Raw genomic sequence first — 16,873 nt, 5'->3', positions numbered from 1 at the left:
ACCCCTGCACGCGCCGCGGCAGCTGCGGCTGAGGGGGACACGATGGAGAAGCTGGGAACCGGTATCGGGTGGCGGCCGGAGATCGCCACGGCGGTGGAGGAACTGCCGGGCATCGACTGGGTCGAGGTGGTCGCGGAGAATCTCTGCCCCGGCCATCTCCCGGACTCCCTGCGCCGGCTGCGCGAGCGTGGCGTGACGGTGATCCCGCACGGTGTCTCACTGGGGATCGGCGGCGCCGGACGCCCGGCTGCCGACCGGCTCGCCGCGCTGGCCGAGCGCGCCCTCCTCCTGGAGTCGCCGCTCGTCACCGAGCACATCGCGTTCGTCAGAGCCGGGGGCCCGCTCACCGCGTCCCCAGGTCTTGAGGCGGGACATCTGCTGCCCGTCCCGCGCACCTGGGACGCGCTGCACGTGCTCTGCGAGAACGTCCGGGCCGCCCAGGACTCCCTGCCCGTCCCGCTCGCCCTGGAGAACATCGCCGCGCTGATCTCGTGGCCCGGTGACCAGCTGACGGAGGGGCAGTTCCTGGCGGAGCTGGTGGAGCGCACCGGCGTACGCCTGCTGATCGACGTGGCCAACCTCCACACCAACCACGTGAACCGCGGCGAGGACCCCGCAGCAGCCCTGGACGAACTCCCGGTGGAGGCCATCGCGTACGTCCATGTCGCCGGCGGTGTGGAGAAGGACGGCGTCTGGCACGACACCCACGCCCACCCGGTGACCGCGCCGGTCCTCGACGTGCTGGCGCAGCTGCGCGACCGGGTGGACCCGCCGGGTGTACTGCTGGAGCGGGACGACGACTTCCCGCCGGCGGCGGAGCTTGCCGGTGAACTGTCCGCGATACGGGCGACGCTGGCGGCCGGCGGGGCTGCGGCCGTCCGGGCGTCCGGGCCCGTCCGCCGGGAGGCACTCGCGGTGCGGGGAGCGGCGTCGCCCGGCCGGAACGGCCCGGCTTCCCGGGAGACCGTGACCGCCGGGGCCCCGGGGGCGGCCAGGGAGCGTCCGGCGGCGGAGGCCGCCGCGCCCGCTTCGGCGGAGGCCGCCCGGCAGCGCCTCGCCGTCGCGGAGACCGCGCTGCTCTCCGCCCTGGTCGCCGGCACGCCGCCCCCCGAGGGCTTCGACGCGAGGCGGCTGGGTGTGCAGAGCCGTGCGCTCGCGGCCAAGCGCGCCGACGTCGTATCGCATGTCGCCCCCGAGCTGCCCGTCCTGCTCGGCGCCGGGTACCGGCCCGCGTTCCTGGCGTACGCCACGTCCCGCCCTTTGAGCGGCGGCTACCGGCGCGACGCGCTGGACTTCGCCGAGCAGCTGCTGGACGCCGGACAACCCGCCGACGCCGCCGCCAGGCGACGTCTCGCCCTCTGGTGGCAGGAGCGGGCGGCCCCGCGCCGGCCGACCAGGGCGGCCAGGTTCGCCCGCGCGGCCCGCACCAGGATCGGCCGTACGTACGGCTGACTCCCCGGCTCCTCCGTCGCGGGTCAGCGGGGTCAATGACACCCGACACCGCCGGGCGGTCCTTTACAACGCCGACTACCGGACGAATTATCCCTTTATTCACCAGCTGTGCGAAGGGGAACCGATGAAGGCAGTCGCGCTGTACGGAACAGCCGGCGTTCTGGTGCTGTCCGGCCTCGCCGCCCTCGCAGCGGCGCCGCCCAGCAGCGCGGACGCTCCGGCCGGCACGTACGCGGACGGCGGTAGGGCCGCGGCCACCGGCGCCGCGGAGACCGCGGGCACCCTGGCTGCCGCCGCCCGGGCCGCCGCGGCGGGGATCGCCTTCGGCGCCTGCGCCAAGGCCGAGTCGCTGCCCGCAACCGTGCGGTGCGGCCGCGTCCGCGTCCCGCTCGACTACGCCCGGCCGGACGGCACGCAGATCTCCCTGACCGTCAGCAGGGGGCAGGCCACCGGGAGAGCGGCCGCCCGCCAGGGCGCGCTGATCTACAACCCGGGCGGCCCCGGCGCCTCCAGCATGTTCTTCCCGATGGCGGCAGCCGTCCCCGCGTGGAAGCCGCTGGCCGCCGCGTACGACCTGGTGGGGTACGCGCCGCGCGGGGTAGGGCGGTCGGCGCCGCTCTCCTGCGAGGACCCCGCCGCGTACGCGAAGCCGGCGACGGCGGCCCCGATCCATCCGCCGGAGGCCTTCAAGCGGAAGAAGATCGCCCAGGCGAAGGCCTATGCCCAGGGCTGCGCCCGCCGGGCGGGTGCGGCCCTGGGGCAGTACAACTCCCTGAACAACGCCCGGGACCTGGATGTCCTGCGGGCCGCGCTCGGCGAGCGGAAGCTGACCTTCATGGGCGCCTCCTACGGCACGTACTTCGGTGCGGTGTACGCGACGCTCTTCCCCTCTCACGTACGCCGGATGGTCTTCGACTCCGCGGTCGACCCGGATCCCGCCAAGATCTGGTACCGCGACAACCTCGACCAGTCGCTCGCCTTCGAGCGGCGCTGGACGGACTTCCGTACCTGGGTGGCGCAGCACGACACCACGTACCACCTGGGGAGCGACGCGTCGGACGTGCTGGCCGCTTACGAGACGGCGCGGGCCCGCCTCGCTGAGCGGCCTGCGGGGGGCGTAGGACCGGCGCAGCTGCAGAGCGCCTTCCTCCAGGCCGGTTACTACGACGACGTCTGGCCTGCCGACGCCCGTGCTCTCGCGCGATATCTGCAAGGGGACCCGAAGCCGCTGATCAAACTGGCAGCGCCGGACCCGGCGACAGCGCGGGCGGACGAGAACGGCACGGCGGTCTACACGGCGGTCGAGTGCAACGACGCGGACTGGCCTGCCGACTGGCGGGTCTGGGACACCGACAACACCGCGCTGGCGAGCCGGGCGCCCTTCGAGACCTGGGACAACGTCTGGATGAATCTGCCGTGCGCCTACTGGCCCGCGCCGCGGCAGAAGCCGCTCGATATCGGCAGCTCGGACGGCACGCTGCCGCCGACACTGATCCTGGCCGCCGAGCGGGACGCGGCCACCCCCTACCCGGGCGCGCTGGAGCTCCAGCGGCGGCTCAGGGGGTCGGTGCTGATCACTGAACGGGGAGCGGGTACGCACGGTATCGGCGGCGGCCCCAACTCTTGCGTCAACAAATATCTGGACGACTACCTGCTGACGGGGCGGACGCCGGTGCGGCGCGCGTCATGCGCGCCGCACCCGCTGCCGGACCCGGTGTCGCTGGAGAAGCGGACGCTGCCTCGGCCGCGGCCCGCTCTCTGATCTTCCGGGTCATGGACGACCGGGTCCGCCTCAGGCGAGCCCGGCCACCAGGTCGGCAACCGACTTGCGCCGGCCGGTGTAGAAGGGAACCTCTTCGCGTACGTGCATCCGCGTCTCGGAGCCCCGGAGGTGGCGCATCAGGTCGACGATCCGGTACAGCTCGTCGGCCTCGAAGGCCAGCAGCCACTCGTAGTCGCCGAGCGAGAACGACGCTACCGTGTTGGCCCGCACGTCGGGATAGCCGCGTGCCATCTTGCCGTGCTCGGCGAGCATCCTGCGGCGGTCCTCGTCGGGCAGCAGGTACCAGTCGTAGGAGCGCACGAAGGGGTAGACCGAGATGTAGTCGCGGGGCGTCTCGTCGGCGAGGAACGCCGGGATGTGCGACTTGTTGAACTCGGCGGGGCGGTGCAGGGCCATGTTCGACCAGACCGGCTCCAGAGCGCGGCCGAGGCGGGTGCGGCGGAACAGGTTGTACGCGGACTGCAGTTCGTCCGCGGTCTCCGCGTGCCACCAGACCATCACGTCGGCGTCGGCGCGCAGCCCGGAGACGTCGTAGGTGCCGCGGACGGTGACGTCCTTGGCCGCGAGCCGGTCGAACAGCTCCTGGACCTCGGCGGCCACCGCGGTGCGGTCGGTGTCACCGGGGAGCACGTCGCGCAGCTTGAAGACGGACCACAGCGTGTAGCGCACGACCTCGTTGAGGTCCTTTGCCTTCTTGCCCGCGTTCGGGGCCTTGGAGGACGTCACGGTCTCCGGAGCATCAGTCATGCGGCTATTCTCCCGTGCCGCCGGCGGTGCCCGACGCCAGGGTTGCTGTGATCTCCTTCGCAGCCTGCTGGGCACTGGCGACGCAGGCCGGAATGCCCACCCCGTCGTAGGCCGCGCCGCAGATCCGCAGGGCCGGCAGAGCGGCGACCGCCTCCCGCACCCGGGCCACCCGGGCGAGGTGGCCCACGGGGTACTGCGGCAGCCCGCCGATCCACCGGGTCACATCGGATGCGACCGGCTTCGCCGTGAGGCCGACGGCCTCGCCCAGGTCGCGCAGGGAGAGTTCCACCAGATCGGTGTCCTCAAGGTGGAGATGCTCCTCGTCGCCGTAGCGCCCGAGCGAGGTCCGCAGCACGACGAGGTCCGGATCGGCATCGGACCAGGCCCACTTGCGGCTGGAGAAGGTGGCGGCCTTGATGGCGTGGCCGTCCACGGGCGGTACCAGGAAGCCGGTGCCGTCGGGGAGGTCGAGCTCCGTACGCCGGAAGGCCAGGGTGACGAGCGACATCGACGCGTACTCGACGGCGGCCAGCTCGGCCGAGGCCGCCGGCGCCTCACCGGCCAGCAGCGCGGAGGCCGCCCAGGCGGGCACGGCGAGCACCACGGCGTCGGCTTCGATCTCGCCGCCGTCCGGCCCGCCGGTGCGGATCAGCCAGCCGTCCACGGTGCGGCGCAGCTCCAGCGCGGGCCGGTGCAGCAGGACCTCACCGCCCTGGGCGCGGACCGCGCCGGCCACCGCGGGCGGGAGCGTGCCGATGCCACCGTCGAGCCCCATGAAGACCGGGCCGGACGCGGGCGTGCCGCGCTGCTGGAGCGAGCGCACCGCGGCGCCGAGCGTGGCGTGGCCGCGCGCGGCCTCGTAGAGCGCGGGCACCGCGGCGCGCATCGAGGTGCGGTAGACGTCGCCGGCGTAGACGCCGCCGAGCAGCGGCTCCACGAGCCGGTCGACGACCTCGCGGCCCATCCGGTCCGCCACGTACGCGCCGAGCGCGATGTCCTCGCCGACCTCGGCGGGCGGCAGTTCGGCGTCCCGGCCGATCCGGCGCAGCCCCTCGTCGGAGAGCACGCCGCCGAGCCCGGCGGGACCGGCCGGGACCCCCATGACATGGCCGGTGGGCATCGGGGTCAGGGCGCCCCGGTTCCAGAGGGCGGCGCCGCTGGTCGCGGGCGGCTGGAGCGCCGTCCCCAGGCCGGCCTCACGCGCGAGGGCCACCGCCTCGGGGCGCCGGGCGAGCATCGACTCGGCGCCGAGGTCGATCCGTACGCCCTCGATCTCGCCCGTGCGGAGCTTGCCGCCGACCCGGCCCGATCCCTCCAGGACCGTCACCCGGGCCCCGCCGCCTGCCAGCCGGTGCGCTGCCGCGAGACCGGAGATCCCGCCTCCGATGACGACGACGTGGGCCGTACGCGTGTCCGCATTCATGCCCCTACTCTCTCAAATCCGTTCGGGTGCGCGGTCAGGGCCATGCACCCGAACGCATCCGGCGGGCCCGTGGAGGGAAAGATCCACCGCCCGCGGACGTACGGTCCCTGGAGAGGACCGAGCGGGAGACCCCGAGCGAAGAGCGGCAACAAGCCCCGGAGGGAAGCGCAATGGCAGCGGAGCGACTGGTGGTCATCGGCGGGGACGCGGCGGGAATGTCCGCCGCGTCCCAGGCCCGCAGACTCAGAGGGCCGGAGGAGCTGGAGATCATCGCCTTCGAGCGCGGCCACTTCACCTCATTCTCCGCGTGCGGCATCCCCTACTGGGTGGGCGGTGAGGTCGGTGAGCGCGACGACCTGATCGCCCGCACGCCCGAGGAGCACCGTGCCCGGGACATCGGCCTGCGGATGCGGACCGAGGTGACGGAGATCGATGTCGCGGGGCAGCGGGTGCACGCCCGTGACCTGGAGTCGGGTGAGGCCGGCTGGACCGCGTACGACAAGCTCGTCATCGCCACCGGAGCGCGGCCGGTGCGCCCCGGGCTGCCGGGCATCGACGCGCCGGGCGTGCACGGAGTGCAGACGCTGGACGACGGCCAGGCCCTCATCGAGTCGCTGCGCGCCACGTCCGGCAGCCGCGCGGTGATCGTCGGCGCCGGTTACATCGGCGTCGAGATGGCGGAGGCGCTGCTGCACCGCGGGTACGAGGTGACGGTCCTGACCCGGGGCGCCCAGCCGATGTCCACGCTCGACCCGGACATGGGACGGCTGGTGCACGACGCGATGGACGGCATGGGCATCACCACCGTGACGGGCGCGGAGGTCACCGCGATCCGCACGGACGGACAGGGGCGGGCCCGCGCGGTCGTCACGGACTCCGCCGAACACCCGGCGGACATCGTGGTCCTGGGCATCGGCGTGGAGCCCCAGACGGGCCTGGCCGCCGCCGCGGGGCTGCCACTGGGCGAGTACGGCGGACTGCTGACCGACCTGTCGATGCGCGTGCGCGGCCACCGGAACATCTGGGCCGGCGGCGACTGCGTCGAGGTCCTCGACCTGGTCTCCGGCCGGACCCGGCACATCGCGCTCGGGACCCACGCGAACAAGCACGGCCAGGTCATCGGAGCCAACGCGGGCGGCGGATACGGCACGTTCCCCGGGGTCGTCGGTACCGCGGTGTCCAAGGTCTGCGATCTGGAGATCGCCAGGACCGGGCTGCGGGAGAAGGACGCGGACGCGGCGGGCCTGCGCTATGTGACGGCGACCGTCGAGTCCACCAACAGCGCCGGCTACTACCCGGGCGCGGCCCTGATGACGGTGAAGATACTGGCCGAACTGCGGACCGGGCGGCTGCTCGGCACCCAGATCGTGGGGCGCGACGGTGCGGCGAAGCGGGTGGACATCGCGGCGGTGGCGCTCACCGCGCGGATGACGGTCGAGCAGATGGTCTCGCTGGACCTCGGGTACGCGCCGCCGTTCTCACCGGTCTGGGACCCGGTCCTGGTCGCCGCGCGCAAGGCGGTCACGGCGGTGCGCGAGGCGGGCGGCTGAGGGCTGCCCCGTCATCCCCGGTGGATCAGCGTGCGGCGCCGGACGCGGCGCCTCGCAAGGCGGAGGAATGTTCGCCCACGGGATGCGTCCGGGCGTTACGACAACGCGGCGAGGTGCCTCGGCTGTCGTCGTGCGCCCGCCAGGGACGACCGGACAGCCCTCAGGTCGCGCGGTCGTTCCCGGTGCGCGGGACCATATGGTCCCGCGCACCGGGAGCGGAGCGGCTCAGCGGGACGTGCGGGCGTGTACGTGCTCCACCAGGCGGGTCAGCGCGTCCGGGTCCATCGTCGGCATGACGCCGTGGCCGAGGTTGAAGACATGGCCTTCGAGGCCGGCCGCCGCGGCCAGGACCTCGTCCGTCTTGGCCTCGACCGCCTCGCGGGTGGCGAAGAGAACGGCGGGGTCGAGGTTGCCCTGGAGGGCCTTGCCCGGGCCCACCCGCCGGGCCGCCTCGTCCAGCGGCACCCGCCAGTCGACGCCGACGACATCCGCGCCGGCCTCGCCCATCAGGCCCAGCAGCTCACCGGTGCCGACACCGAAGTGGATGCGCGGGACGCCGTACGGGGCAACCGCGTCGAAGACCTTCGCCGACGCGGGCATCACCGAGCGCCGGTAGTCGGCAGGGGAGAGCGCGCCCACCCAGGAGTCGAAGAGCTGGACGGCGCTCGCGCCCGCCTCGATCTGGATGGTGAGGAAGGCCGACGTGATCTCGGCGAGCCGGTCCAGCAGCTCGGCCCAGAGCTCCGGGTCGCCGTACATCATCGCCTTGGTGTGCTCGTGGTTGCGGGACGGCCCGCCCTCCACGAGGTAGCTGGCGAGCGTGAAGGGCGCGCCGGCGAAACCGATGAGCGGGGTCCCGCCCAGCTCGGCCGTGAGCATGCCGATCGCCTCGGTGACGTACCAGACGTCGGCGGGCTCCAGACCGCGCAGCTGCGCGAGGTCGGCCCGGGTGCGGATCGGCCGGGCGATCACCGGCCCGACACCGGGCTTGATGTCGAGGTCGATACCGATGGCCTTGAGCGGTACGACGATGTCACTGAAGTAGATCGCGGCGTCCACCTTGTGGCGGCGGACGGGCTGGAGGGTGATCTCGGTGACCAGGTCGGGCCGCATGCACGATTCGAGCATGGCGACCCCCTCGCGCACCTTCAGGTACTCGGGGAGTGAGCGTCCTGCCTGCCGCATGAACCAGACCGGCGTGTACGGCACCGGCTCACGCCTGCACGCCTTGAGGAAAACGGAGTCATATGTCGGGTTCTGGGCGCCCATGGGGCGGTCGTTGGCACTCACGTGCAGAAGTTTCGCATGTGCACGGGAAGCGGTTGCCCCGGGCCGGGTGTCCCTCCCCCCGCAACTGCCTCGTTCCGCCTAGTCTTCCCGGCATGGCTGCGGCTCAGGGACGATTTTCAGATGGCACTGACGGTATGAACGGCGCGGAGACGGACTCCGCCCCGCCCGCCTTCAGGCAGGCGGTCGACGCCTTGCAGTCGGCGCGCCTGCGGCCGGAGATGGAGATCGACCCGACCAAGGCGCCCCGCAAACTCGCGCCGTACGCCTACGCCCTGGAGGCCGCGGTCGTCGAGGAGGACAACGATCTGGCGGACGGCAGGCTGGTCCTGCTGCACGACCCCGCGGGGCACGATGCCTGGCAGGGGACCTTCCGGCTGGTGACGCTCGTCCGTGCGGAGCTGGAGCCGGAGATGGCCGCCGACCCGCTGCTGCCCGAGGTCTGCTGGTCGTGGCTGACGGGCGCCCTGCAGGGGCGCGGACTGGCGTACGGGGAGGCCAGCGGCACCGTCACCCGCGCCGGGTCGCACTATTTCGGCGGACTGTCGGAGCGCAAGCCCGCCACGCAGATCGAGATCCGGGCGTCCTGGACTCCGCGCGAGGGCCTGGGCGGCGTGCCGGACACCGGCGCGCATCTGGCGGCCTGGTGCGATCTGCTCTGCCAGATCGCCGGGCTGCCACCGGTCGGGCCGCCGGACTCCGGCGTGGTCTCCCTGCCGCAGCGGCGCGGACCGCGCACGCACTGATCCGCAGGCCCGTCGCCACGCGCCGGCCCTCCACGCCGCACACCCGCCGATCCGCGACCCTCCGGCACCGCAGTCCTCCGGCACCACAGTCCTCCGGCACCGCGCCGATCCACTGCCCCGCGGGGGCGCAGCCGCCCGCCGCCGCACCGGGATACGGGCGCCCGGCGGGGCGTCCGCACCGCGCGCCGGACGGCGCTCCGACGGCACGATCAGCGCCTTCGCGGACACGGGCATCTTTCGAACGATCGGTCATCCATCCGATTTGCCCGAATTGTTACTCACTAAATCGTGATCATTCTCTAAAGGCGGGCGGGTTTGCTGCCGAAGAAGTCTGTGACCCATCAAGCACGGTTCGCCCCGGCTCATCCCCCGGCCGGCACTCGTTCCGCACCTTCCCAGGAGGCCTGGTGTCCGTTCTCCTCGAGCAGCCCGCAAGCCTGGTCGCCTACCGCCCGAACAAGCCGACGGCCATGGTCGTCGTGGCCGACCCCCGCGTCCGCTCCACCGTGACCCGCCATCTGTGGGCCCTCGGAGTACGTGACGTCATCGAGGCGTCGTCCATCGCGGAGGCACGCCCCCGCGTCGGCAAACCACGTGACATCTGCGTGGCCGACGTCCACCTGCCCGACGGTTCCGGGCTGACCCTGCTGTCCGAGACCCGGGCCGCAGGCTGGCCCAACGGTCTGGCACTCTCCGCCGCCGACGACATCGGCGCCGTACGCAATGCCCTCGCGGGCGGCGTCAAGGGCTACGTCGTCACCGGCACCCGTAACAACATCGGTCACCCGACCCGGCCCGGCGCCGCACCCATCGGCGCCGCCCGGATGCAGCGCCGCCCCCCGGGCGCCCCGAGCCACCCGGGTGGATACCGCGAGCTCTCCGGCCGTGAGGTCGAAGTGCTGCGGCTGGTCGCCGAAGGCCAGTCCAACAAGGCCATCGGCGTCTCCATGGGGCTCTCCGCCCTGACCGTCAAGAGCCACCTCGCCCGGATCGCGCGCAAGCTCGGCACGGGTGACCGTGCCGGGATGGTCGCGGTCGCCCTCCGTACCGGAATCATCCACTGACGCACTCCGCCCCGGCCGGGCGGCGCCGCTGCACTGACTGATTTCAGCCCCCTCAGCACCCGTCGACGCAACGTTACGTCGGCGGGTGCTGTGCGTTCACCGATACCCTTGACGGGTGACCGACGCTCAAGAGACCGCAGCAGAGACAGCACTGCGAACCACTGGGGGCGCTCCCCCGGACGACGTCGAACAGGCGCCGATCCCCTTGCTGGAGCCCCGCGAGGGCATTCCGCCGGTGGTTGCCACCGATGAGGCACTGGCCGATGTCGTGGCCGCCTTCGCCGCGGGTACGGGGCCTGTCGCCGTCGACGCCGAACGCGCGTCCGGCTACCGGTACGGGCAGCGGGCGTACCTGGTACAGCTGCGCCGCGAGGGCGCGGGCAGTGCCCTCGTCGACCCGGTCGGCTGCCCCGACCTCTCCGCACTCGGCGAGGCCCTCGCCGACGCCGAGTGGGTGCTGCACGCCGCCACACAGGACCTGCCGTGCCTGCGGGAAATAGGCATGATCCCCACCCGGATCTTCGACACCGAGCTGGCCGGACGGCTGGCCGGCTTCCCGCGGGTCGGTCTCGGAGCCATGGTCGAGAGCGTGCTGGGCTTCACGCTCGAGAAGGGCCACTCCGCCGTCGACTGGTCGACCCGCCCGCTGCCCGAGCCCTGGCTGCGCTACGCCGCGCTCGACGTGGAGCTGCTGGTCGATCTCCGGGACGCCCTGGAGGAGGAGCTGGACCGGCAGGGGAAGCTGGGCTGGGCGATGGAGGAGTTCGACGCCATCGCCTCGGCTCCGCCCGCCCCGCCGCGCAAGGACCCCTGGCGCCGTACCTCGGGTATGCACAAGGTGCGCAGGCGCCGCCAGATGGCGGTGGTGCGGGAGCTGTGGAACACCCGCGACGCGGTGGCGCAGCGGCGCGACGTCTCGCCCGGGAAGGTGCTCGGGGACGGCGCGATCGTCGAGGCGGCCCTCGGCCTCCCGTTGAACCTCCAGGAGCTCACCGCACTGCCTGGTTTCGGCCACCGGATGGGCAAGCGCCAGCTGGAGCAGTGGCAGGCGGCCGTGGACCGGGCCAAGGCGCTCCCCGACTTGGAGCTCCCGCAGCCCGGCCAGCAGGTGGCGGGCCCGCCGCCACCGCGCGCCTGGGCGGACAAGGACCCGGCGGCGGCGGCCCGGCTCTCGGCGGCGCGTGCGGCCGTGTCGGCCCTCGCCGAGGAACTGAACATGCCGCAGGAGAACCTGATGACCCCGGACACCGTCCGCCGGGTGTGCTGGGAGCCGCCGCGCGAGCGGACGGTGGAGTCGGTCTCAGCCGTTCTCGCCGGGCTCGGCGCCCGCAACTGGCAGATCGAGCAGGTCGCCCCGCTGCTGACGGCGGCGGTCCAGGACGGTCCTGGCCAGAGCTGACCCTCCGGGGTTGCGGCGGTCCGCCGCAGCCCCGGAAGCGCCATCCGGCCGCGCCGGACAGTGGCTCTCCGCGATCGACCCCGCCGCCCCCGGGCACCGGATGCCCCGGCGACCACAACGGCGTCATCGCCGGGGCATCCCGGACATCGACGGGCACGGCTCGTATCCGCGGGACTTCATCTGCTCAAGCCCGGACAAGTGGAACGGACCATCCGATCTCCCCGGTGCGAAGAAGGCCGGACAACCGCTATTTCTGGCCGAATTTCAGGGTGGTTCTTCCGCCTCCTTCACCGCCGCCCGGGGAGGGGCCCGGCGGAGCGCGACAGCCCCCAGGGCGGGGAGGCGGCCGGAGACGGCCCCGGCCACGCGGGCCGGGGGCCGCGCCGGTGGGCCTTACCCGCTGAGCACCGTCCCGCCGCGCACGCCGGGCGGTCCGTTCGCGGGCCCGCCCGGCGTGTGACCTTCGACGCTCCCGCCCGAAGGACTGGGCAGCATGGTTACCCGTGGGTAGCATGGCCTTGCGCAGCGCGCCCCGGCGTGCCCGCAGCAGCAGTGCCATCCCGCACCTGGAGGAGAGCCATCGTGCCTCGTACCATCCGGGACGTCGTCTTCGTCGACGGCGTCCGCACCCCGTTCGGCAAGGCGGGCCCGAAGGGCATCTACCACGAGACCCGCGCCGACGATCTCGTCGTGAAGGCGATCCGGGAGCTGCTGCGCCGCAACCCGGATCTCGACCCCGCGAAGATCGACGAGGTGGCCATCGCGGCGACCACCCAGATCGGCGACCAGGGTCTGACCCTCGGGCGCACCGCGGGCATCCTCGCCGGGCTGCCGCAGTCGGTCCCCGGTTTCTCCGTCGACCGCATGTGTGCGGGCGCTATGACCGCGGTGACGGCGACCGCCGGATCGATCGCCTTCGGCGCGTACGACATCGTCCTCGCGGGCGGCGTCGAGCACATGGGACGCCACCCCATGGGTGAGGGCGTCGACCCGAACCCCCGGTTCGTCTCCGAGAAGCTGGTCGACGAGTCGGCCCTCTTCATGGGCATGACCGCGGAGAACCTGCACGACCGCTACCCCACGATCACCAAGCAGCGTACGGACGAGTACGCGGTGCGCTCGCAGGAGAAGGCCGCCAAGGCGTACGCCAACGGCAAGATCCAGCAGGACCTGGTGCCCGTCTCGGTGCGCAGGACCAACCCCGAGGCCGGCGAGACCGGCTGGGGTCTGGCCACCGCCGACGAGCCGATGCGTCCGGGCACCAGCCTGGAGTCGCTCGCCGGGCTCAAGACGCCGTTCCGGGCGCACGGCCGGGTCACCGCCGGCAACGCCGCCGGGCTCAACGACGGCGCCACCGCCTCGCTGCTCGCCTCCGAGGAGACCGCGCGCGAGCTCGGGCTGCCGGTCAAGATGCGCCTGGTGTCGTACGCGTACGCGGGCGTCGAGCCCGAGGTCATGGGGTACGGGCCGATTCCGTCGACCGAGAAGGCCCTCGCCAAGGCGGGGCTCTCCATCGACGACATCGGTCTCTTCGAGATCAATGAGGCCTTCGCCGTCCAGGTGCTCGCCTTCCTTGAGCACTACGGCATCGCCGACGACGACGCGCGCGTCAACCAGTACGGCGGCGCCATCGCCTTCGGCCACCCCCTCGCCTCCTCCGGTGTGCGTCTGATGACGCAGCTGGCGCGGCAGTTCGAGGAGCAGCCGCAGGTCCGCTACGGCCTGACCACCATGTGTGTCGGCTTCGGCATGGGCGCCTCGGTCATCTGGGAGAACCCTCACTTCGACACGACTGCCGGAGGCACCAAGTGAGCACCACCACCTCTGAGCTCCTGAAGGGCGCAGCCGAGCTGTTCCCCGGTGAGGTCGTCACCCAGGCGCATGTGCGCCACCTCGATCTGCCCGGCGGCGCAGGCCGGTTCGCGCTGATCACGCTCGACAACGGCCTGGACCACACCAAGCCGACCACCTTCGGCCCGCAGTCGCTGGCCAACCTCGACGCCGCGATCGACCAGGTCGAGAAGGAGGCCGCCGAGGGTGCGGTCGTCGGTGTGGGCATCACCGGCAAGCCGTTCATCTTCGCGGTAGGCGCCGACCTCAAGGGCGTCGAACTGCTGAAGAGCCACTCGGACGCGCTCGCCATCGGCAAGGGCGGCCACGACGTCTTCAAGCGGCTCTCCGCGCTGGCCGTGCCCACCTTCGCGTACTACAACGGCGCCGCGATGGGCGGTGGCGTGGAGGTCGGTCTGCACTGCGCGTACCGCACGGTGACCAAGTCGCTGCCCGCCTTCGCGCTCCCCGAGGTCTTCCTCGGCCTGGTGCCCGGCTGGGGCGGCTGCGCACTGCTCCCCAACCTGATCGGCGCGGACCGCGCGGTCTCGGTCATCATCGAGAACTCGCTGAACCAGAACCGGCAGTTGAAGGGCGCGCAGGTCTACGAGCTCGGGATCGCGGACGCGATCTTCGAGGGCGCGGACTTCCTTGAGCAGTCGCTGATCTGGACCTCCGCGGTCCTGCGCGGCGAGATCGAGGTCGTACGCCCGGAGGTCGACCGCGGCGACGCCTGGGACCAGGCGGTCGAGCGCGGCAGGGCCATCGCCGACTCCAAGGTGCACGGCGCGGCCCCGGCCGCCTACCGCGCGCTGGACATCATCGCCGCCGCCAAGAACGGCGACCTGGACCAGGGCTTCGACTCCGAGGACCAGGCTCTCGCCGACCTGATCATGGGCGGCGAACTGCGCAGCGGCATCTACGCGTTCAACCTGGTCCAGAAGCGCGCCAAGCGCCCGGCCGGCGCCCCGGACAAGAGCCTGGCGCGCCCGGTGACCAAGGTCGGCGTCGTCGGCGCCGGTCTGATGGCCTCGCAGCTGGCGCTGCTCTTCCTGCGCCGCCTCGAAGTGCCGGTCGTGCTCACGGACATCGACCAGGAGCGTGTCGACAAGGGTGTGGGCTATGTGCACGCCGAGATCGACAAGCTGCTGCTGAAGTCCCGTATCAACCAGGACAAGGCCAACCGCCTCAAGGCCCTGGTGAGCGGTGTGCTCGACAAGGCCGAAGGGTTCTCGGACGCCGACTTCATCATCGAGGCGGTCTTCGAGGAGATCGGCGTCAAGCAGCAGGTGTTCGCGGAGGTCGAGGCGGTCGCCCCGGCGCACGCGATCCTCGCCACCAACACCTCCTCGCTCTCGGTCTCCGAGATGGCGTCGAAGCTGAAGCACCCCGAGCGGGTCGTCGGCTTCCACTTCTTCAACCCGGTCGCGATCCTGCCGCTCCTGGAGATCGTGCGTGGCGAGCAGACCGACGACGCCTCGCTGGCCACGGCGTTCGGTGTCGCACGGAAGCTGAAGAAGACCGCGGTCCTGGTGAAGGACGCCCCGGCGTTCGTCGTCAACCGGATCCTCACCCGCTTCATGGGCGAGATCCAGAACGTCATCGACGAGGGCACCCCGGTCGAGGTGGCCGAGAAGGCCGTGGAGCCGCTCGGCCTCCCGATGTCCCCGCTGGTGCTGCTCGAACTGGTCGGCCCGGCCATCGGTCTGCACGTCTCGGAGACCCTGCACCGCGCCTTCCCCGAGCGTTTCACCGTCTCGGAGAACCTGGCCGCTGTCGTCAAGGCGGGGAAGCGTGGCTTCTACGTCTACGACTCGGGCAAGCCGGAGCTGGACCCGGAGGTCGCGGCCCTCCTCAAGCAGGGCACGTCGGTGCTCTCCGAGGAGCAGACCCGCGACCGTGTCCTGGACGCGGTGGCCCAGGAGATCGGTCTGATGCTGCAGGAGGGTGTCGTGGCCGAGGCCCAGGACATCGACCTCTGCCTGATCACCGGCGCAGGCTGGCCCTTCCACCTGGGCGGCATCACGCCGTACCTGGACCGTGAAGGCGTGTCGCAGCGGGTGAACGGCAAGCCGTTCCTCGCGCAGGGTGTGGCGAGCGTTCCTGCCTGACCCGGTGCTCCGCACGTCCGGAGCCGTCCGTGTGCGTGCCCGTCCCGGCAAGTCCGGGGCGGGCACGTGCCGTTGGCGGCGCGCACGTGCCGTACGGCGGACCCCCCGGCCCGGGCCGTGGGCCGCGGTGGCGACCGGCACCCCGTACGTACGCCAGCACGACAGGCGCACACAAGACGCACACATTTGGCTATATGCTCTGGTGCCAATCGAATCCGGCGGCAACGCCACCCCCCTCCTCGCGCTGTCGCACCCGACCGACCGCCAGTCCCCCCATGCCAGACGCGGTCACCAGTCCGCCACAACCGCCGATCACCGGGACCAGAGGACAACTACGGCATGAGTCAGGCCACCACCACCCCGCCCCACTCGCGCAGAGCCCCCCGGCAGCGCCGTCGCGGGCGCCGGCTGCGCATCGTTCTGCTCGTTCTCCTGGTGCTGTTGCTCGCCGCGGGCGGAACCGCGTGGTGGCTCTACAGCAACCTGAACGGCAACATCAAGGGCGTCGACATCAACAGGTCGCTCGGCAGGGACCGCCCGGAGAAATTGCCCACCACCGGACAGAATCTGCTGGTCCTGGGGTCGGACTCACGCGCCGGGGCGAACGGGAGGATAGCCGGCGGCAACGTCAGCGGGGCCCGCTCCGACACCGCGCTGGTGATCCATGTGCCCGAGGGGCGCAGCCGGGCGACCGCGGTCAGCATCCCCCGCGACACCCTGGTCACCAGGCCCGCGTGCGCCGGGCGGGACGGCTCGGCGGTGCCGGCCGCGAAGCGGGTCATGTTCAACTCCGTCTACTCGCAGGTCGGTCCGGCCTGTGTGGTGAAGACCGTCGAGACGATGTCCCATGTCCGGATCGACCACTACGTGGAGGTCGACTTCGCCGGGTTCAAGGGGCTCGTGGACGCGATCGGCGGCGTGACCGTCGACGTGCCGCAGAACATCCACGGCGGTGCGAACGGCCTCAGCCTCAGGGCCGGTCCGCAGAAGCTGAACGGCACCCAGTCGCTGGAGTTCGTGCGGACCAGGTACGGCATAGGGGACGGCAGCGACCTCGGCCGGATCGGGCTCCAGCAGCAGTTCCTGCTCGACCTGCTCAGCGAGGTGCAGAAGCAGGACCTGCTGAGCAGCCCCACCAAGACGTACAAGATCGCCAACTCGGCGACCAAGTCGCTGACGACCGACTCGGATCTGGCGTCGCTCACCTCGCTCGCGGAGTTCGCCCGCAGCATGAAGGGCGTCGACCCGGACACCATGGAGACCATCATGCTCCCGGTGGCGTACGACAAGGCGGACCCCAACCGGGTGGTGGCGGCCGAGCCGCAGGCCACCCAGTTGTGGAAGGCGATCCGTACGGACTCCGAGGTCCCGGAGTCGGCGAAGAAGTCCCCGGCGCACGGCGGCTGACGGACGGCCCGGCGCCGTACGGACGAGGTCCGGTCCCGGAACGGCGCCGGGTCCGCTGCCCGGGGCGGCTCCGG

The 16,873-nt window shown here is 72.2% G+C and carries 12 protein-coding genes; 9 read left to right on the top strand and 3 right to left on the bottom strand.

The window, feature by feature from the left end:
- Window positions 1-42 precede the first annotated feature (42 nt).
- Together OG917_RS26925 and OG917_RS26920 are read left to right on the top strand one after the other, a co-directional pair.
- Window positions 43-1,452, top strand: coding sequence for a DUF692 domain-containing protein (locus OG917_RS26925; RefSeq protein ID WP_328320415.1), 1,410 nt, complete (start codon window positions 43-45; stop codon window positions 1,450-1,452).
- Window positions 1,453-1,576: 124 nt separating this feature from the next.
- Window positions 1,577-3,214 (top strand): alpha/beta hydrolase, encoded by a 1,638-nt coding sequence (locus tag OG917_RS26920; RefSeq protein WP_328320413.1) that lies wholly within the window; start codon window positions 1,577-1,579, stop codon window positions 3,212-3,214.
- A gap of 30 nt (window positions 3,215-3,244) precedes the next feature.
- Here OG917_RS26920 and hemQ read toward each other — a convergent pair whose 3' ends face one another.
- Window positions 3,245-3,982, bottom strand: a complete 738-nt coding sequence (gene hemQ, locus OG917_RS26915; RefSeq protein ID WP_328320411.1) for a hydrogen peroxide-dependent heme synthase — start codon at window positions 3,980-3,982, stop codon at window positions 3,245-3,247.
- Between the two features lie 4 nt (window positions 3,983-3,986).
- Window positions 3,987-5,405, bottom strand: a complete 1,419-nt coding sequence (gene hemG / locus OG917_RS26910) for a protoporphyrinogen oxidase (protein ID WP_328320409.1) — start codon at window positions 5,403-5,405, stop codon at window positions 3,987-3,989.
- A 170-nt stretch (window positions 5,406-5,575) separates the two neighbouring features.
- Here hemG and OG917_RS26905 point away from each other — a divergent pair, with 170 nt between their 5' ends.
- Window positions 5,576-6,955, top strand: coding sequence for an FAD-dependent oxidoreductase (locus tag OG917_RS26905; RefSeq protein ID WP_328320407.1), 1,380 nt, complete (start codon window positions 5,576-5,578; stop codon window positions 6,953-6,955).
- Window positions 6,956-7,180: 225 nt separating this feature from the next.
- Here the strand turns inward: OG917_RS26905 and hemE are convergent, their stop codons facing one another.
- Window positions 7,181-8,245 carry a uroporphyrinogen decarboxylase gene (gene hemE / locus OG917_RS26900; RefSeq protein ID WP_443059022.1) on the bottom strand — a complete coding sequence of 355 codons (1,065 nt, stop codon included), beginning with the start codon at window positions 8,243-8,245 and terminating at the stop codon, window positions 7,181-7,183.
- Between the two features lie 92 nt (window positions 8,246-8,337).
- Here hemE and OG917_RS26895 point away from each other — a divergent pair, with 92 nt between their 5' ends.
- From OG917_RS26895 to OG917_RS26870, 6 genes are all read left to right on the top strand, one after another.
- The gene (locus tag OG917_RS26895) at window positions 8,338-8,988 is read left to right on the top strand and encodes a DUF3000 domain-containing protein (protein WP_328320405.1); all 651 of its coding nucleotides are present in this window, start codon (window positions 8,338-8,340) and stop codon (window positions 8,986-8,988) included.
- 407 nt (window positions 8,989-9,395) lie between these two features.
- Window positions 9,396-10,052 carry a response regulator transcription factor gene (locus tag OG917_RS26890; RefSeq protein WP_328320403.1) on the top strand — a complete coding sequence of 219 codons (657 nt, stop codon included), beginning with the start codon at window positions 9,396-9,398 and terminating at the stop codon, window positions 10,050-10,052.
- Between the two features lie 115 nt (window positions 10,053-10,167).
- A complete protein-coding gene (locus OG917_RS26885; RefSeq protein WP_328320400.1) occupies window positions 10,168-11,451 on the top strand; it encodes a ribonuclease D in 1,284 nt (427 codons plus the stop codon).
- Window positions 11,452-12,033: 582 nt separating this feature from the next.
- A complete protein-coding gene (locus OG917_RS26880; protein WP_328320398.1) occupies window positions 12,034-13,263 on the top strand; it encodes a thiolase family protein in 1,230 nt (409 codons plus the stop codon).
- Window positions 13,260-15,392, top strand: a complete 2,133-nt coding sequence (locus OG917_RS26875) for a 3-hydroxyacyl-CoA dehydrogenase NAD-binding domain-containing protein (RefSeq protein ID WP_328320396.1) — start codon at window positions 13,260-13,262, stop codon at window positions 15,390-15,392. The genes OG917_RS26880 and OG917_RS26875 overlap by 4 nt, the downstream gene beginning before the upstream one ends.
- A 339-nt stretch (window positions 15,393-15,731) precedes the next feature.
- Window positions 15,732-16,799, top strand: a complete 1,068-nt coding sequence (locus tag OG917_RS26870) for an LCP family protein (RefSeq protein WP_328320394.1) — start codon at window positions 15,732-15,734, stop codon at window positions 16,797-16,799.
- The last annotated feature ends 74 nt before the right edge of the window (window positions 16,800-16,873 follow it).

The organism is Streptomyces sp. NBC_00388, assembly GCF_036061255.1.
Classification (GTDB): Bacteria; Actinomycetota; Actinomycetes; order Streptomycetales; family Streptomycetaceae; genus Streptomyces.
This window is presented reverse-complemented; position numbering and strand designations above follow the sequence as displayed.

Excerpts from the sequence above, each read along its gene's own strand:
- OG917_RS26920 (WP_328320413.1), top strand. The coding sequence starts at position 1,577 with ATGAAGGCAGTCGCGCTGTACGGAACAGCCGGCGTTCTGGTGCTGTCC.
- hemG (WP_328320409.1), bottom strand. The coding sequence starts at position 5,405 with ATGAATGCGGACACGCGTACGGCCCACGTCGTCGTCATCGGAGGCGGG.
- OG917_RS26895 (WP_328320405.1), top strand. The coding sequence starts at position 8,338 with ATGGCTGCGGCTCAGGGACGATTTTCAGATGGCACTGACGGTATGAAC.
- OG917_RS26905 (WP_328320407.1), top strand. The coding sequence starts at position 5,576 with ATGGCAGCGGAGCGACTGGTGGTCATCGGCGGGGACGCGGCGGGAATG.
- hemQ (WP_328320411.1), bottom strand. The coding sequence starts at position 3,982 with ATGACTGATGCTCCGGAGACCGTGACGTCCTCCAAGGCCCCGAACGCG.
- OG917_RS26925 (WP_328320415.1), top strand. The coding sequence starts at position 43 with ATGGAGAAGCTGGGAACCGGTATCGGGTGGCGGCCGGAGATCGCCACG.
- OG917_RS26870 (WP_328320394.1), top strand. The coding sequence starts at position 15,732 with ATGAGTCAGGCCACCACCACCCCGCCCCACTCGCGCAGAGCCCCCCGG.